15 protein-coding genes are annotated in these 15,795 nt (G+C 61.8%); 5 read left to right on the forward strand and 10 right to left on the reverse strand.

What is annotated here, in order from left to right:
- Positions 1–197 precede the first annotated feature (197 nt).
- Positions 198–647, reverse strand: coding sequence for a hypothetical protein (locus H096_RS18960; RefSeq protein ID WP_191983013.1), 450 nt, complete (start codon positions 645–647; stop codon positions 198–200).
- Positions 648–1,187: 540 nt separating this feature from the next.
- Between H096_RS18960 and H096_RS18965 the strand changes: the two genes are divergently transcribed.
- Positions 1,188–2,123: a chemotaxis protein CheV gene (locus H096_RS18965; RefSeq protein ID WP_010208794.1), complete on the forward strand. Its 936-nt coding sequence runs from the start codon at positions 1,188–1,190 to the stop codon at positions 2,121–2,123.
- A gap of 39 nt (positions 2,124–2,162) precedes the next feature.
- Complete coding sequence (locus tag H096_RS18970; protein WP_033900802.1) at positions 2,163–2,969, forward strand: MOSC domain-containing protein; 807 nt, start codon at positions 2,163–2,165, stop codon at positions 2,967–2,969.
- A gap of 66 nt (positions 2,970–3,035) precedes the next feature.
- Here the strand turns inward: H096_RS18970 and H096_RS18975 are convergent, their stop codons facing one another.
- From H096_RS18975 to H096_RS19010, 8 genes are all read right to left on the reverse strand, one after another.
- Positions 3,036–3,320 carry a pyrimidine/purine nucleoside phosphorylase gene (locus tag H096_RS18975; RefSeq protein ID WP_010208796.1) on the reverse strand — a complete coding sequence of 95 codons (285 nt, stop codon included), beginning with the start codon at positions 3,318–3,320 and terminating at the stop codon, positions 3,036–3,038.
- Between the two features lie 63 nt (positions 3,321–3,383).
- Entirely contained in the window at positions 3,384–3,926 is a 543-nt protein-coding gene (locus tag H096_RS18980; RefSeq protein ID WP_033900803.1) for an exonuclease domain-containing protein, read from the reverse strand.
- A gap of 73 nt (positions 3,927–3,999) precedes the next feature.
- The gene (locus H096_RS18985; RefSeq protein ID WP_033900804.1) at positions 4,000–5,883 is read right to left on the reverse strand and encodes an acetyl/propionyl/methylcrotonyl-CoA carboxylase subunit alpha; all 1,884 of its coding nucleotides are present in this window, start codon (positions 5,881–5,883) and stop codon (positions 4,000–4,002) included.
- Positions 5,884–6,248: 365 nt separating this feature from the next.
- Positions 6,249–7,010: an enoyl-CoA hydratase-related protein gene (locus H096_RS18990; RefSeq protein WP_033900805.1), complete on the reverse strand. Its 762-nt coding sequence runs from the start codon at positions 7,008–7,010 to the stop codon at positions 6,249–6,251.
- The gene (gene atuD, locus H096_RS18995) at positions 7,007–8,164 is read right to left on the reverse strand and encodes a citronellyl-CoA dehydrogenase (protein ID WP_033900806.1); all 1,158 of its coding nucleotides are present in this window, start codon (positions 8,162–8,164) and stop codon (positions 7,007–7,009) included. The genes H096_RS18990 and atuD overlap by 4 nt, the downstream gene beginning before the upstream one ends.
- A 13-nt stretch (positions 8,165–8,177) precedes the next feature.
- Positions 8,178–9,794 (reverse strand): geranyl-CoA carboxylase subunit beta, encoded by a 1,617-nt coding sequence (gene atuC / locus H096_RS19000; RefSeq protein ID WP_033900807.1) that lies wholly within the window; start codon positions 9,792–9,794, stop codon positions 8,178–8,180.
- A 3-nt stretch (positions 9,795–9,797) separates the two neighbouring features.
- Positions 9,798–10,670: an SDR family oxidoreductase gene (locus H096_RS19005; RefSeq protein ID WP_033900808.1), complete on the reverse strand. Its 873-nt coding sequence runs from the start codon at positions 10,668–10,670 to the stop codon at positions 9,798–9,800.
- 13 nt (positions 10,671–10,683) lie between these two features.
- Entirely contained in the window at positions 10,684–12,462 is a 1,779-nt protein-coding gene (locus H096_RS19010) for an acyclic terpene utilization AtuA family protein (RefSeq protein WP_033900810.1), read from the reverse strand.
- A 153-nt stretch (positions 12,463–12,615) separates the two neighbouring features.
- On the opposite strand from H096_RS19010, the gene H096_RS19015 reads away from it, so the two are divergent.
- Both H096_RS19015 and H096_RS19020 read left to right on the forward strand, forming a co-directional pair.
- Positions 12,616–13,239 (forward strand): TetR/AcrR family transcriptional regulator, encoded by a 624-nt coding sequence (locus tag H096_RS19015; protein WP_033900811.1) that lies wholly within the window; start codon positions 12,616–12,618, stop codon positions 13,237–13,239.
- Positions 13,240–13,333: 94 nt separating this feature from the next.
- The gene (locus H096_RS19020) at positions 13,334–14,122 is read left to right on the forward strand and encodes a transporter substrate-binding domain-containing protein (protein WP_033900813.1); all 789 of its coding nucleotides are present in this window, start codon (positions 13,334–13,336) and stop codon (positions 14,120–14,122) included.
- Positions 14,123–14,168: 46 nt separating this feature from the next.
- On the opposite strand, the gene H096_RS19025 is transcribed toward H096_RS19020, so the two are convergent.
- Positions 14,169–14,720 (reverse strand): RNA polymerase factor sigma-70, encoded by a 552-nt coding sequence (locus H096_RS19025; RefSeq protein WP_005789991.1) that lies wholly within the window; start codon positions 14,718–14,720, stop codon positions 14,169–14,171.
- A 302-nt stretch (positions 14,721–15,022) separates the two neighbouring features.
- Between H096_RS19025 and H096_RS19030 the strand changes: the two genes are divergently transcribed.
- Complete coding sequence (locus H096_RS19030; RefSeq protein ID WP_033900816.1) at positions 15,023–15,775, forward strand: alpha/beta fold hydrolase; 753 nt, start codon at positions 15,023–15,025, stop codon at positions 15,773–15,775.
- The last annotated feature ends 20 nt before the right edge of the window (positions 15,776–15,795 follow it).

Here is a 15,795-nt window from a genome sequence, read left to right on the forward strand (position 1 = left end):
TCCGACTGGGTTATTAGCCGCGCAAATGCTCCGGGCGGTATTCCCAGAGTTCATGGAGTGGGGTAGTTATATTATTTCTGTTCGGTTGTATCGTTATTACCGTTAATGGCTAATTGATATCTTTGCCTGCGTGATTCAATTCCACTGGATGAGTCGTTTTCAGATAACTTTTGATTTAAATGCGACCTGATATCCGCTCAAGACACGTGATGCACCCGCTGCTGCGGTTTAAAGGCGAAGTCTTTCTGCGGAATATGCAGTGTCACTGTGGCGATCAATGTCGTTTGCTCCGCTTCATCCAATGCCAGTTGGCCTGTCTTTACATCAATCAACTCCAACTGCCAGGCCAGTAACTTCAGGCATTCTTCCAAGGCGTCCAAGGCTTGATCATTCAGTTGCAGCGGGCTTTCGGCATTGGCGATCAGGTACTGGATGTGCCGCGAGAATTCGCTGATGGCCTGCAGGGCAAGGCAATCTGCTCTTTCGGCGAGCTTGATCAGGCTGATTTTCATGCAGTCGATAGCGTCACTGTCGTTTCGGATCAAATGCAGGTGGCTCAGGCACTCTTCCGATTTGATCAGCAGCTTTTCAGCTTCCTGAAGGAATTCGGGAAGTGCAAGTTGCCACTCGTTACCGTCGTTCATCATGCAAGTCTCCACAACATAAGGTCGGGTGATGAGATGTCGCACCGGGTGAATGGCTTAAAACTAGCGCTGAAATATGACTGGAATCTGTAGGTCGCTTCTGAATAATCAGTAGGAAGCTTATTAGAGTGATGGCGACGGCTGTGCGCGGCCCTCATGAACGGGGTCAATTGCACACCTTCAATTGCCGACAGTTGAATGTCTGGAAGGCCCGTGGGCCGAGGGCTTGGGATGGCAAACAAAAGCCTGACTCCATTCATGCATTGAGAATGGCGTCACATTAATGGCTATTAGATATTGCGAATATCAGGTTGGGCCTGATTGTGCGTAGGGGAATCCCTTACATGGCGGAACCTTGCGTCGAATTGAATGTCGCGCAACGTCGCTGTACCCCTCTCTGGAGAGGCCAGCGCAGTAAACCATGATGTCAGTGTGACATCAATGAGTTTACGTGGCATTTTACACGGGTCAAGGTCTGGCGCTTGCCGCCGATAACAAGCCTTAAGTGAGCTGCACAATCCCTTAGCGCATCAGGAGCTTTTAATGGCCGGCATTCTCGACACGGTAGATCAACGCACGCAACTGGTGGGTGAGAATCGCCTGGAGATCCTCATGTTCCGCCTGTTCGGGCGTCAGCTGTTCGCGATCAACGTGTTCAAGGTGCAGGAAGTGCTGCAACTGCCCAAGCTGACCTTGATGCCACAGCGCCATCCGTTCGTGTGTGGCGTGGTCAACCTGCGGGGCCAGACCTTGCCGGTAATCGATCTGTCCCAGGCCATCGGCATGCGCCCGCTGGTGCCGGGCCCCAACAGCACCATTATCGTCACCGAGTACAACCGCTCGGTGCAGGCGTTCCTGGTGGGTGGCGTGGACCGCATCGTCAACATGAACTGGGAAGCCATCCTGCCGCCGCCGACCAGCGCCGGTCGCCAGCATTACCTCACGGCCATCAGCAAAGTCGACGACCAGTTGGTGGAAATCATCGACGTGGAAAAAGTCCTGGCCGAGATCGTGCCGTACAACGCCAAGGTCTCCCGTGAAAAACTCGAAGACCCGGTGCTGGAGCGTGCCCGTGGCCGCGAAGTGCTGCTGGTGGATGACTCCAATGTGGCTCTCTCGCAACTGCGCGACACCCTCGGTCAACTGGGGGTGAAGATGCACATCGCCAGCGACGGCCTCAAGGCGCTGAACATGCTCAAGGCCTGGGCCGACAGCGGCCAGGTGATGACCGACAAGCTGCTGATGATCTTCACCGACGCCGAAATGCCTGAGATGGACGGCTATCGCCTCACCACCGAGATCCGCAACGACCCGCGCCTGCGTGGCCTGTATGTGGTGCTGCACACCTCGTTGTCGGGCAGCTTCAACGACTCGATGGTGAAGAAGGTCGGTTGCGACAATTTCCTGTCCAAATTCCAGCCCGACAAACTGGTGGATGTGGTGCGTCAGCGTCTGATGCTGGACGAAGTGCCCGCTTGACCTTAGGGTGATGGCTTTGCCCCTCAGGAATGCAGGCCCATGCTTCGTCTCAGCGCGTTGTACCGTTACCCCTTGAAGTCCGGCAAGGCCGAAACCCTGCAACAGGTCGGCCTGGATAAGCTCGGGGTGGACGGGGACCGACGCTGGATGCTGGTGGATGAAGGCAGTGGGCGTTTCCTCACGCAGCGTGCCGTGGCGAAGATGAGCCAACTGTCGGCGCTGTGGAACAGCAGCGGCGGCCTCACCTTGAGCTCGCCGGGCTACACGCCGCTGGACGTGGCGCTGCCCGGCAACGACGCCGAGTTGCGTGGCGTGACTATCTGGCGCGACACCTTGCGCGTGCCCGACGCGGGCGACGCGGCCGCCGCTTGGGTCAGCGACTTTATTGGCAAACCGACGCGGCTGGTGCAAATCCCCGTCGAACGCGCTCGCACCACCCAGGCCGGTTACGGCAAGGACGACGACCAGGTCGCGTTTGCCGACGGTTACCCGCTGCTGGTGATCGGCCAGGCGTCGCTGGACGACCTTTCCCAGCGCATCGGTCGTCCCATGGAAATGCTGCGCTTTCGTCCCAACCTGGTCATCGAAGGCAGTGAAGCCTTCGCCGAAGATGGCTGGAAGCGCCTGCGCATTGGCGACGTGGAGTTCCGTGCGGTCAAGCCGTGTTCGCGCTGTATCCTCACCACCATCGACCCGCAAACCGGCGAGCGCAGCGCAGACCGCGAACCCTTCGCCACGCTGGAGGCTTACCGCAAGACCGAAGACGGCGCGATTTTCGGCCAGAACCTGGTCAACGATGGCATTGGGCAGTTGGAAGTCGGGATGCCGGTGACGATCCTGGAATAGTTTTCTTCACGCATAAAAAATGCCCGTCTCCTGCGAGACGGGCATTTTTTTGCTTCCGGGAAACCCTTAGCCGCGGTATTCGCACAGGTAAGCGGTGTCCACGGCAACCTTCAGCTGGAACTTGCTGTTGGCCGGCACGTTGAACTGGCTGCCGGCGGCGAAGGTTTCCCACTCGCTGGCATCCGGCAGTTTGACGGTCAGGGCGCCGGACACCACGTGCATGATTTCACGCTGGGCGGTGCCGAACTCGTATTCGCCGGGGGCCATGACGCCGATGGTCGCCGGACCTTCTGCGGTGCCGAAAGCGATCGACTTGACGGTGCCGTCGAAGTACTCGTTGACTTTAAACATGGGCGATTCCTCGGAAAAGGGTCTGGAAAGGTCGGCCAGTATGCCCAAGGGCAGGGAAGCTGCCTAGACCGGCAATATCAGCGGCAGCAGGCGCGCCGTATTGCGTGCATCCTCCAGCGCCCGATGTTGCTGGCCATGGAACTGCATCCCCGCCAATTGCAGGGCGCCATTGAGCCCCAGGGGCTTGTCCAGGCGCCGAGCCTTGGCGAAGCGCTGCTTGAGGTTCACATGGGGCGTGGTGGCGAGGGCGCTGGCCAGGCCATGGCGTTGCCATTCCAGTTCCAGCTGCCGGCGATCATAGTCGCCCCAGCTGGCCCAGCCTTCCAGGCGCGGCTGATGCTGGCCCAGCCAGCGCTCGAACAGCGGCCACACCTCGGTAATCGGCGCCGCACCATCGATGTTGGCCTGGGTGATGTGCGTCAGTTGGCGGCAAAAGGGCGTCAGCAATGGCCGGCGCAGCGGCCGCACGAAGCGCTGGAAGTGGTCCAGTTCGCGGCCCTGGCGGTTGACCAGGCTCGCGCCGATCTCGATGACTTCCATCTCCGTCACGGGCCAGCCGCCTTCATCCGTTGTGGCTTCAAGGTCAATAATCAGCCAATGAGGCATCGTGCAGGTTCCCGTACTCTTCCCTTTCTGTTGGGGATAGAGCGTAGCCCGGCCCTGTAGTTCCGCCTAGGGGTCAGACGATCTCCAGCAGAACCTGACGATTGCGCACCTGATCACCGGCAATCACTTGCACGCCTTTGATCACGCCGTCGATACCGGCTGTCAGCGGATGCTCCATTTTCATGGCTTCGAGCACCAGTAGCAGTTGGCCTTTGGTCACGCTGTCGCCGGCGCTGACCCGCACATCGACGATTGCGCCGTCCATCGGCGCCTTGACTGTGCCGCTGCTGGCGTCGGCCTGGCGGCTGGCGACTTGCTGGGTGCAGTCGATCACCCTGAGACCGGGTAGCCACAGTTGGTTGCCGTCAAGGTGATAGGCGGTGCGGCGGCGGATACCGTTGAATACCAGGGTGGCGTGGCGGCCGTCGGTGGTGAGTTGCAGGGGTTCGGCACTGACGGTGTGGATGTCTCCGTTGATCTCCAAGCGATAAATACAAGGCGCGCTGGCGTTGTTGCGCCACCCCGCCAGGCCTTGGGGATGCTGGTTGGCGCTGTGCTGGTAAAACAGCGCGGCGGCCAGGGCGAGTTGTTCGGGTAACGGCGTCAGGGTTGGGATATCGCTGAAGTGCTCAGCGATAAACCCGGTACTGAAATCGCCGCCAACAAAGTCCGGATGCTTGAGCAAACTCACCAGCAGCGGCTGATTGGTCGCGACGCCCAGCAACACCGTGTCTTCCACCGCCCGGAGCAATTTGCGACGCGCCTCTTCGCGGGTGGCGCCATGGGCGATGAGCTTGCCCAGCATCGGGTCATAGAACGGGCTGATGCGTTGGCCTTCGATCACGCCGTGGTCGATACGCACGCCAGTGGCTGGCTCCCAGCGCACTACATCGCCAGTTTGCGGCAGGAAGCCCTGGGTCGGGTCTTCGGCGTACAGGCGCACTTCCATGGCGTGGCCACTGAGGGTGACGTCGGCTTGTGTCAGGGGCAGCGGCTGGCCGGCGGCGATCTGCAGCTGCCAGTCCACCAGGTCGAGGCCGGTGATCAGTTCGGTCACTGGGTGTTCCACTTGCAGGCGTGTGTTCATTTCCAGGAAGTAGAAACGGCCGTGGCGGTCGAGCAGGAACTCCACGGTGCCAGCGCCGACGTAGTTCACCGCACGTCCAGCCTTCAGCGCGGCTTCGCCCATGGCTTGGCGCAACTCGGGCGTCATGACAGGGCAGGGGGCTTCTTCGATGACCTTTTGATGGCGGCGCTGGATCGAACAGTCGCGCTCGCCGAGGTAAATGAGGTGGCCGTGGCTGTCGCCAAACAGCTGGATTTCGACGTGGCGCGGGTCGACCAGGGCGTGTTCGAGGATCAGTTCGTCGCTGCCGAAGGCGTTTTTGGCTTCCGAGCGGGCGGTGTGCAAGTTGTCCAGCAGGTCTTTCGATTGGTGCACGAGGCGCATGCCGCGACCGCCGCCGCCGGCGCTGGCCTTGATCATCAGCGGGTAGCCGATGCGGTCGGCTTCCTGTTGCAGGGTGAGGTCGTCCTGGGCGCTGCCTTGGTAGCCGGCGATGCAGGGCACGCCGGCGTCGAGCATGGCGAGTTTGGACAGGCGTTTGCTGCCCATCAGTTCGATGGCTTCAACGCTGGGGCCGATGAAGGTGAGGCCGGCGTGTTGGCAGGCGCGGGCGAAGTCGGGGTTTTCGGAGAGGAAGCCGTAGCCGGGGTGGATGGCGTCGGCGCCTGTTCGTTTGGCGGCGTTTATGATGGCTTCGATGTTGAGGTAGGAGTGCTGGACTGTTGAGGGGCCGATGGGGACGGCTTCGTCGGCCATTTGGACGTGCAGGGCTTGGGTGTCGGCTTCGCTGTAGACGGCGACGGTGCGATAGCCCAAGGCCTGGGCGGTGCGTTGGATGCGGCAGGCGATTTCGCCGCGGTTGGCGATTAGGATTTTTGTTAGCTGCGGCATTGCTGCGGTCCTCGGGTACATATCCAATTCTGCGGTAACGGCTGCTGGCGGTTCCGCTCTTACAGCGGGTCACTTTTGGAAAGGCCCAAAAGTAACCAAAAGGCCTTCGCCCCAACACTCGGCACCTCGCCTAGGCTCGGTGTGCCCGAACGAAGGCTTGAATCCGTGGGCCGCCGCGATGGGCCATCCTTGGCCCAGCGCGGCTAACCCGGCGTCCTGCCGGGTTACCCACGGATTCAAGCCTGCGTTCGGCCAGCGTGTTTGACGGGGCGCCTCAGATCAAAAGCCAAAGCAAGATCAAGAGCGACTCGCTTCGCATCGTGGATACGCGGTCCCTTGTAGGAGCTGGCTTGCCGGCGATAACGTCATCTGCACCACCGTGGCTTTCGCTTCTGCACAAACGCTTGCGTCCCTTCAATCCCTTCTTCGCCCCTCACCGCCTCGGCAAACCACTGCGCTCCGCGATCCAGCACCGCCTCAAGCGGCTCATCCACGCTCGCGAGCAGCAGCGCTTTGGTCCGTGCATTCGCGCCTGGCGCGCACTTCAGCACCTGGCCCAACACTTCATCCAATCGTTCTGCCAGCGCCTGTGGATCGCGCTCGGTAAAGTGCACGACCCCCAGGCGCTCGGCTTCTACGCCATCAAAGCGCGCGGCGGTCAGTGCCAAGCGGCGTGCCTGGGTCAGGCCAATTCGCTTGACCACAAACGGCGCAATCTGCGCCGGTAACAAGCCCAGGCTGGTTTCTGGCAGGCCGAAGTGCGCCTGGTGATCGGCGATGGCGATATCGCTCACGCACGCCAGGCCAAAACCGCCGCCCAGCACCGCGCCTTGCAGGACCACGATCACCACCTGCGGCACGGCTTCCACTGCCTGCAGCAAGGTGCCAAACGCCCGGTTCAGTGCCTGGAGTTGATTGCCTGCGGTGACCAGGTCCTTCACGTCCGCCCCGGCGCAAAAGTGCCCGCCCGCGCCGCTGATCACCACGGCCCGCGTCTGGCTGTCCAACTGTGCCAGCACGCTGCGCAGTTCATTGACCATTGCCAGGCTCATCGCGTTGCGGCTTTCCGGTCGGTTGAGGGTGATGTGCAATACGCCGTTATGCGGTTCAAGCAGCAGGGTATTCATGATTTTTTACCCGGCAAGGTGCCCATCAATTTGCAGATGATGCCCAGCATGATTTCATCGGCGCCGCCGCCGATCGATACCAGGCGCACGTCCCGGTAAGCGCGGGCCACGGGGTTGTCCCACATGAAGCCCATGCCGCCCCAATATTGCAGGCAACTGTCGCTGACTTCGCGGCCCAGGCGCCCGGCCTTGAGCTTGGCCATGGAGGCCAGGCGCGTCACGTCCTGGCCTTTGATGTATTGCTCGGTGGCCTGGTAGACCAACGCGCGCAGGCATTCGATTTCGGTGGCGAGTTCAGCCAGGCGAAAGTGGATGACCTGGTTGTCGATCAGCGCTTTGCCGAAGGTCTGGCGCTCCTTGCAGTATTCGATGGTGCTGTCGATGCAATGCTCCAGGCCCTTGATCATATTGGCCGCGCCAAACAGGCGTTCTTCCTGGAATTGCAGCATCTGCATCATGAACCCCGCGCCTTCGTGGCCGATGCGGTTGCGCTGGGGTACCCGCACGCCGTCGAAGAACACCTGGGCGGTCTCGGAGCTGTGCATGCCGAGTTTTTCCAGGGGTGGGCTGATGCTGATGCCAGGGGTGTTCATCGGCACCATGATCAGCGATTTGTTGATGTGCGGCTTGTCGTCGGAGGTGTTGGCGAGCAGGCAGATGAAGTCGGCGCTGGGCGAGTTGGTGATCCACATTTTACTGCCATTGATCACGTAGTCGTCGCCGTCCTTGCGCGCGTGGGTCTTGAGTCCGGCCACGTCGGAGCCGGCGCCGGTTTCCGAGACGCCGATGCAGCCGACCTGCTCGCCGCTGATGGCCGGGCGCAGGAATTCGTCGCGCAGTTCATCGCTGCCGAAGCGGGCGAGGGCGGGGGTGCACATGTCGGTCTGCACGCCGATGGACATGGGGATGCCGCCACAGCGGATGGTGCCGAACTCTTCGGCGGCGACGATGGAGTAGCTGTAGTCCAGGCCCATGCCGCCGAATTGCTCTGGCTTGGAAATGCCCAGCAGGCCAAGGTCACCGGCCTTGCGGAAAATATCGTGGATGGGAAAGCGTCCGGCCTTTTCCCATTCGTCCACATGGGGGTTGATCTCGCGGTCGACAAAGGCGCGGACGGTGCGGCGCAATTCCTGGTGTTCCTGGGTAAGAATCATTTTTATGGTTCTCCTAAAAACGCGCTACACCGAAGGTATTGGCCTGCAACTCACGCACCTCGGCTTCGTGGCAGATATCCAGCAGAAAGCCCAGCAAGGTCCGCGTGTCCCGTGGATCAATCAGCCCGTCATCCCACAGGTTCGCGCTGCCATAAAGTGCGGTGGACTGGCTGTCGAGCTTCTGCGCGGTGACCTGTTCCAGCATGTCGAGCACTTTGGGATCCGGCACCAGACCATCCTTCAATTGCTTGGCCTCGGTGACAATGCGCAGGACTTTGCCCGCCTGCGCGCCGCCCATTACCGCCGTGCGGCTGTTGGGCCAGGCGAAGATAAAGCGTGGGTCCAGGCCGCGCCCGCACATTGCGTAGTTGCCAGCCCCATAAGAACCGCCCACCACTATCGTCAGTTTAGGCACCCGTGCATTGGCCACTGCCTGGATCATCTTCGCGCCGTGCTTGATCACCCCTTGCTGCTCCGACTCGGTGCCCACCATGAAGCCGGTGGTGTTGTGCAGAAACAGCAGCGGCGTGCGGCTGTGGTCGCACAGTTGGATAAATTGCGCGGCCTTGCTCGCGCCCTTGGGCGTGATGGGGCCGTTGTTGCCGATCACACCGACGGCGCGGCCCTGGATGTGCAGGTGGCCGCAGACGGTGTGGGCATCGAACTCGCCTTTGAATTCGAGGAAGTGCGAGCCGTCGGCCAGGCGCGCGAGGATTTCGCGGACGTCGTAGGGTTTTTTCGGGTCGTCGGGGATCAGCCCCAGCACTTCCTCAATCGGATACAGCGGCTCTGCGTAGGTCCGTTTTGGCGTCAGTGGCAGCCGATCATTCCAGGGCAACAGGCCGACGATCTCCCGCGCGATGCGCACGCCGTCCGCATCGTTTTCCGCCAGGTATTCGGCCGTGCCGGCGATTTGTGCGTGCATCTCGGCGCCGCCCAACTCCTCATCCGTCGCTACTTCACCGGTCGCGGCCTTTAGCAGTGGCGGCCCGGCGAGGAACAGTTTGGCCCGGCCACGCACTACCACCACGTAATCCGACAGCCCCGGCTGATACGCGCCGCCGGCCGTGGCCGAGCCATGTACCACGGTGATCTGCGGCAAGCCCATGGCCGACATCCGCGCCTGGTTGGCGAAGCTGCGCGCGCCTTCGACGAAAATCTCGGCGGCGTAGTTGAGGTTGGCGCCGCCGCTTTCGGCCAGGGTCACCACCGGCAGCTTGTTCTCCAGGGCGATCTGTTGCAGACGCAGGGATTTCTTCAGGCCAGTGGGGGAAATGGTGCCGCCCTTGATCGCGCTATTGTTGGCCACCACCAGCATGCGCACGCCGCTGACATAGCCGATGCCGGCGATCAACCCACCGCCGGCGGCGCTGCCGTCCTTGTCGTCGTGCAGCTTGTAGCCGGCCAGGCTGGCCAGTTCCAGGAATGGCGCGCCGGGGTCCAGTAGCAAGTTGAGGCGCTCACGGGGCAGCAGTTGGCCGCGTTTGTCGAACTTGGGCTTGGCTTCCTGAGCCTTGGCGAGCAGGTTGGATTCCAACTGGTGAAGCTGGGCGATGGCCGCGAGCATCGCCTCGCGGTTTTGTGCGAACTGGGCGCTGTGGGCGTCGATCAAGGACTCGATTACCGGCATGGTCTACTGCTCCGCCTTGAGCACATCTGGCAAGTAGGCGCGGTGAAAGCCATTGAAGGGCTCGCTCGGCGCCTGCGCCTTGTGCAGCGGCCAGGCGCGGCTGCCCAGGCTGGCTGCGCCGTCGATGCGCAGGGTGCTGCCGCTGATAAAGGCAGCGGCGGGGCTGAGCAGGAACACGATGGCCGCGCTGACTTCCGATTCGGTGCCGATACGCTTGAGCGGCACGTGTTCGCGCAGCGTCGGAATCACCGCCTTGAACGCGCCTTCGTAGGTGTCCATGCCGCTGGAGGCGATCCAGCCCGGCGCCACGGCGTTGACCCGCACCCCGGCGTAGCCCCATTCGAAGGCGGCGGTCTTGGTAAAGTTGTCCATGCCGGCGCGCGCTGCACCCGAGTGGCCCATGCCGGGCATGCCGCCCCACATGTCCGCGAGCATGTTGACGATGGCGCCGCCGTGCTTGCTCATGGATTGGTTGAACACTTCGCGGGCCACCAGGAAACCGCCGACCAGGTTGGTGCGCAGCACGGTTTCGAAGCCTTTTTGATTGATCGCGGCCAGCGGCGACGGGTATTGGCCACCCGCATTGTTGACCAGGCCGTGGATCGGGCCGTGCTCATGAATGATATGTTTGACCAGCGCCTTGACCGCCTCTTCATCGCGAATGTCGCAGGCCTGCCACGCGGCGCTGCCGCCATCTTCGGCAATCTCGATGGCGACGTTTTGCAGTTTTTCCGGCTTGCGTCCCACCAGAATCACCTTGGCACCCAAGGCCGCCAGTTCATGGGCTGTGCAGCGGCCAATACCGCTGCCGCCGCCGGTGACTATCATGGTATGCCCTTGGAACAGGTCGGCTTTGAAGATCGAGTCGAAGGCCACGGCAAGGCTCCTGTCAGGTGAGTGAATCTGCGATGTGCTGCGGCACGGCGATGGGGATTTCCAGCAGTTGCTGGGCAAAGGCCTTGCCTTGCGGGTCGATGCGCAGGCTGGCGATACCGCCGCCGCCCAGGGCATTTTCCAGCAGGAAGTTGAGGCTGTGGCTGCCGGGCAAATACCAGCGCTCGACGCGACCGTGTAGGGGGTCCAGCACGTGGCTCATCCAGTCGACGATCACTTCCGGGGTCAGCGCTTCGGCGATCCATGGCAAATACTCGGGATCGCGGGCGATCACGCCGATATTGCTGTGGTTGCCCTTGTCGCCGGAGCGCGCCACGGCCAGTTTCACCAGCGGCACGCTGGCGTCGGCGCGGCCTTGGGGTTTGGGCGGGTCAATCGATGCTTCGGGCAGGGCGGGGGCGTCGGCAATCGGCAGGGTGCAGGCATGGCGTTCGCCCTGGAAGTCGATCAGCAGCTCGCAGGCGGATTTATCGATCAGGAACGAAAACAGCCGGATCACCGGGTACACGCTCGGCCGTCCGCCGACGATCCCGGTCAGGCCCGGCGCCATGCCAGTGGCAGCTTGGGCAATCTCTCGGGCGAACAGTACCAGCGCCGGCTTACTCGGGTGACGCACCGCCAGTTTCACCACCACTTCGCGGCAGTCCTGGCGCCTTGCGTGGGCGCCGTAGGTCGCTTCACTGCCGAGCAGTTCGATGTTCACCTCGCTGTACGGCGCCCAGCCGCGTTGGCTGAACAGCTCCGAGGTCTTGTCGATGATTGCGTGGCTGACCCGCTCGGCCTTGGCCACCGCATCGATTCCGGCGATCAGGCAACTGGCGGTGCAGCGGAAACCGTCCGGGTAGGTCGCGCTGACCTTGTACTGATCGGTGGGCGGCAACCCCTTGGCGCCGTGCAGGCGCACGCAGTTTTTGCCCTGCTGCTGCAACTTGACCTGGCTGAAGTCGCAGATCACATCCGGCAGCAGATAGGAGCGCGGGTCGCCGATTTCATATAGCAACTGTTCGGCGACGCTGAGTTCGCTGATCAACCCACCGGTGCCGTCGACCTTACTGACGGTGAACTGCCCGTCGGCGCTGACTTCGACGATGGGAAAGCCGATGTGTGCGTAGTCCGGCACGTCGCGCCAATCGGTGAAATTACCGCCGGTGCACTGCGCGCCGCATTCGATGATATGCCCGGCCAAGGCGGCCTGGGCGAGGCGGTCGTAATCCTGCCAGGACCAGTCGAATTCATGCACCAGCGCCGCGCTGACCACGGCGCTGTCGACCACGCGGCCGGTGATGACGATATCCGCACCCAATGCCAGCGCCTGTGCGATGCCCGGCGCACCGAGGTAGGCATTGGCGGACACGCACGCGGGCGGCAACGGCGTGCCGTTGAACATGTCGGTGATGCCGTGCAGTTGCTTGAGTTGGGGCAGCAGGTCATCGCCCAGCAGCACGGCGATTATGAGTTCGACACCGGCTTTATCGCAGGCCGCTTGCAGTGCGGCGGCGCAGGCCTGGGGATGGATCCCGCCGGCGTTGCTGATCACGCGAATGCCCTGGCGCTGGATATCTGCCAGCAACGGCGTGAGCACGTCGACAAAGTCCGTGGCGTAACCCGCCTGGGGATCCTTCATGCGCGCGCCGGCGAGGATCGACATCGTGACTTCCGCCAGGTAGTCGAACACCAGGTAATCCAGTGTGCCGCCGTGCACCAGTTGGGCGGCGGCGGTGCAGGTGTCGCCCCAGAAGGCGCTGGCACAGCCGATACGAACCGTCTTGCTCATGAGAAATCCTTCCTCGAATGGCTGTGGGCGAGACTACCAAGCAAGCGCTTGGTTTGTAAACTCCAGTCACAAGTTTTAGCCAAGCGCTTGCTTGGGTGGCCGCCACGGCCTAAATTGCCGGCCAAGACGTCCGTGGAAGTAGAGGAGAGAGGCATGGATGAGCATAAAGCCCTGCGGGTGATGCGCACCATGGTCGACGGCGGCCAATTGACCGACCCCGACAGCGCTCGGGGCAAGCTGCTGCAGACCGCGGCCCACTTGTTTCGCAACAAGGGCTTCGAGCGCACCACCGTGCGCGACTTGGCCAGCGCCGTGGGTATCCAGTCCGGCAGCATCTTTCATCACTTCAAGAGCAAGGATGAGATCCTGCGCGCAGTGATGGAAGAAACCATCCACTACAACACCGCGATGATGCGCGCGTCCCTTGAGGAAGCCACCAACGTACGCGAGCGGGTGCTGGCGCTGATCCGCTGCGAATTGCAGTCGATCATGGGCGGCAGCGGTGAGGCGATGGCGGTGCTGGTGTACGAATGGCGTTCGCTGTCGGCCGACGGCCAGGCCCAGGTGCTGGCCCTGCGTGACGTGTATGAGGCGCTCTGGCTGCAAGTGCTGGGCGAGGCCAAGGACGCTGGCTATATCCGTGGCGACGTATTTATTACGCGACGTTTCCTGACCGGTGCCCTGTCCTGGACCACCACTTGGTTTCGCGCCGAGGGCAGCCTGACGCTTGAGCAATTGGCCGAAGAAGCCCTGCTCATGGTTCTGAAAGCCGATTGAGGTGCAAGCTATTAATTTGCCGGTAGAAAGTTGTCTCGCCAGACAAAAACGCCTAGCTTATCGCCATTAGCGTTTTTGAACGGTGTGTGCCTTGATGTTTTTGCCATGGCGGCTGGCTGCAGGACTTACCTTTTGGGCACTGGGCACCGCGTGGTGGGTGCCGGCGTCGGCTGCGCAGTTGGTGCGCATCGGCGCGGCGCACTTTCCGCCCTACACCGTGCGCCCGGAGCAGGGCGCCGATACCGGTTTGCTGCCGCAACTGGTCGAGGCGTTGAACGCCGCGCAAACCGATTACCAGTTCGTGTTGGTGCCCACCTCAATCCCTCGGCGTTTCCGCGATTTCGAGCAGGGCCGAGTCGATATGGCCATCTTCGAAAACCCCGCCTGGGGCTGGCAGAAGATTCCCCACACCAGCGTCGACATGGGCCTGGAAGACGCCGAAATCTTCGTCGCCCAGCGTGAGCCCGGCCGTGACCAGGCTTATTTCGCTGACCTGAACGGCAAGCGCCTGGCGGTATTCAGTGGTTATCACTACGCCTTCGCCAACTTCAACCCCGACCCCAAGTACATGGCCGAGCACTTCAACGCCACGTTGACCTATTCCCATGACAGCAACTTGCTGATGGTCGCGCGCGGGCGTGCCGACATCGCCCTGGTGACGCGTTCGTACTTGAGTGATTTCATGGTGCGCAACGCGGACATGGCCGGGCAGTTCCTGGTGTCGGAACGCATCGATCAGGTGTATCACCACTTTGCGCTGTTGCGCCCGAAAGCGCCGATTACGGGGGAGGCGTTTGCCGCGTTGCTCAAGCGCTTGCGCGATGATGGCGAGATGCTGAAGATTTTCGAGCCGTATCGCATTGATGTGACGGCGGTGCCCTGAGTGTGGGAGCGAGCAAGCCCGCTCCCACATTTCCTACAGCGGTGTGTCACACCCGTCGCGCAAAAGTATCACTATGGCTGCCCGACACCTTGCGGCAGTGCACCAGCGCATCCCGGATCATGAAGTTCACCAGGGTCGGCGACACGCCGAGTTCCTTGGCGATGTCCTTTTGCGGCACGCCGTGCAGGCGGTACATCTCGAACGCGTAGCGGGTGCGTTGCGGCAGCTCCGTCAGGGCGTCGGCGATGTTTTCCAGAGTGTTGAAATTGATGTGCGAGGTTTCCGGTGAAGCGCCGTGAATAACCACATTCAAGCCTTCCTCTTCCGTCCCTGAGTATTTGAGCTCCAGGGCCTGCTTGCGGTAGTGATCGATGGCCAGGTTGCGCACGATCTGGAACAGATAACTCAATTGCGCCTTGAACGATGACGTGATCGTCGGCGCCGACTGCAACCGGAAGTAGGCGTCCTGCACTACGTCTTCGGCGCGGGAGCGGCAGCCGGTAATGCGTGCCGCGATCTTCACCAGAATCAGCCGATTATCGACGAATGCCTGGAGAAGCGGTGAGTCGCACCTGCCTGTGGATACTTGTTCCGTCATGGAAATCACCTTGTCGCAAAAGAGGTTAGGGGAGGGCGTCCTTGCTGAGGCCTCCTACACATCGGGCAACAAATTATGCTGAATGATAATGATTGTCAAATGAGAAGGCGAACTAATCTTATGCTTTCTTGTTAGGTGTGAACCACGTCTCGCGCGTAGCCGGCGACTAATTATTTGCCGGTGCCGTCCGTTCTTCTGGGTGACAGGTCCGTTAGCGAAACGGCCAAGGATCAGCACCCGCAGGAGGACGAAATGGGTTTCTATCGTGCATACAGCGTGTTTCAGTTTGGAGTCGTCACTCGATGAGTACGCCGACCCGACTGCGCCTGTTCTGCCTGCCCTATTCGGGCGCCAGCGCCATGGTTTACGCGCGCTGGCGCCGCTCTTTGCCTGAGTGGTTGCAGGTGTGCCCGCTTGAACTGCCCGGGCGTGGCATGCGCATGGACGAGCCGCTGCAGCGCGATATCAAGGTGTTGGCTGCCCAGCTTGCGGACGAAATCGGCCGCGACTTGAACGGCCCCTACGCCTTGTTCGGCCACAGCCTCGGCGGCCTGCTGGCCTTTGAGTTGGCGCATGCATTGCGTGCGCGCAATGTGCCGCCGCCACTGGCCCTGTTCGCTTCCGGCACGGCCGGGCCGGCGCGTCGCGACGTCAGCGAATACGCCGTCGAAAAAACTGACGAACAGCTGATCGCCCGCCTGCGCGAACTGCAAGGCACCGCCGAGGAAGCCCTGGCCAACCCCGAGTTGATGCAGTTGATGCTGCCGATCCTGCGCGCCGATTTCCTGCTGTGCGGCAGCTTCACCTACGGCGAGCGCGCACCGTTGGGCATGCCGATCCATGTGTTCGGTGGCAAGCAGGACAGCGTGCGCGCCGACCAGTTGCTCGACTGGCAGCTCGACGCCGCCAGCGGCTTTTCCCTGGACATGTTCGACGGTCACCACTTCTTCCTCATGCAACACGAAAGCGCCGTGCTGCGCTGCATGCGGCGTTACGCCGACGAACACCTGGCCCGCTGGCGCAATGGCGCGGCACGGCCACTCGCCGTCGGCTGAGCAAGCCCCCCGAATTGTTG

The organism is Pseudomonas sp. FH1, from assembly GCF_000510895.2.
GTDB lineage: Bacteria > Pseudomonadota > Gammaproteobacteria > Pseudomonadales > Pseudomonadaceae > Aquipseudomonas > Aquipseudomonas azotoformans_A.

What these genes read in the sequence shown, in the direction of transcription:
- H096_RS18985 (WP_033900804.1), bottom strand. Translation starts at nt 5,883, where the DNA reads ATGCCGCAGCTAACAAAAATCCTAATCGCCAACCGCGGCGAAATCGCC.
- H096_RS19020 (WP_033900813.1), top strand. Translation starts at nt 13,334, where the DNA reads ATGTTTTTGCCATGGCGGCTGGCTGCAGGACTTACCTTTTGGGCACTG.
- H096_RS18990 (WP_033900805.1), bottom strand. Translation starts at nt 7,010, where the DNA reads ATGAATACCCTGCTGCTTGAACCGCATAACGGCGTATTGCACATCACC.
- atuD (WP_033900806.1), bottom strand. Translation starts at nt 8,164, where the DNA reads ATGATTCTTACCCAGGAACACCAGGAATTGCGCCGCACCGTCCGCGCC.
- H096_RS18960 (WP_191983013.1), bottom strand. Translation starts at nt 647, where the DNA reads ATGATGAACGACGGTAACGAGTGGCAACTTGCACTTCCCGAATTCCTT.
- H096_RS18965 (WP_010208794.1), top strand. Translation starts at nt 1,188, where the DNA reads ATGGCCGGCATTCTCGACACGGTAGATCAACGCACGCAACTGGTGGGT.
- H096_RS18975 (WP_010208796.1), bottom strand. Translation starts at nt 3,320, where the DNA reads ATGTTTAAAGTCAACGAGTACTTCGACGGCACCGTCAAGTCGATCGCT.
- atuC (WP_033900807.1), bottom strand. Translation starts at nt 9,794, where the DNA reads ATGCCGGTAATCGAGTCCTTGATCGACGCCCACAGCGCCCAGTTCGCA.
- H096_RS19025 (WP_005789991.1), bottom strand. Translation starts at nt 14,720, where the DNA reads ATGACGGAACAAGTATCCACAGGCAGGTGCGACTCACCGCTTCTCCAG.
- H096_RS19010 (WP_033900810.1), bottom strand. Translation starts at nt 12,462, where the DNA reads ATGAGCAAGACGGTTCGTATCGGCTGTGCCAGCGCCTTCTGGGGCGAC.
- H096_RS18970 (WP_033900802.1), top strand. Translation starts at nt 2,163, where the DNA reads ATGCTTCGTCTCAGCGCGTTGTACCGTTACCCCTTGAAGTCCGGCAAG.
- H096_RS18980 (WP_033900803.1), bottom strand. Translation starts at nt 3,926, where the DNA reads ATGCCTCATTGGCTGATTATTGACCTTGAAGCCACAACGGATGAAGGC.
- H096_RS19030 (WP_033900816.1), top strand. Translation starts at nt 15,023, where the DNA reads ATGAGTACGCCGACCCGACTGCGCCTGTTCTGCCTGCCCTATTCGGGC.
- H096_RS19015 (WP_033900811.1), top strand. Translation starts at nt 12,616, where the DNA reads ATGGATGAGCATAAAGCCCTGCGGGTGATGCGCACCATGGTCGACGGC.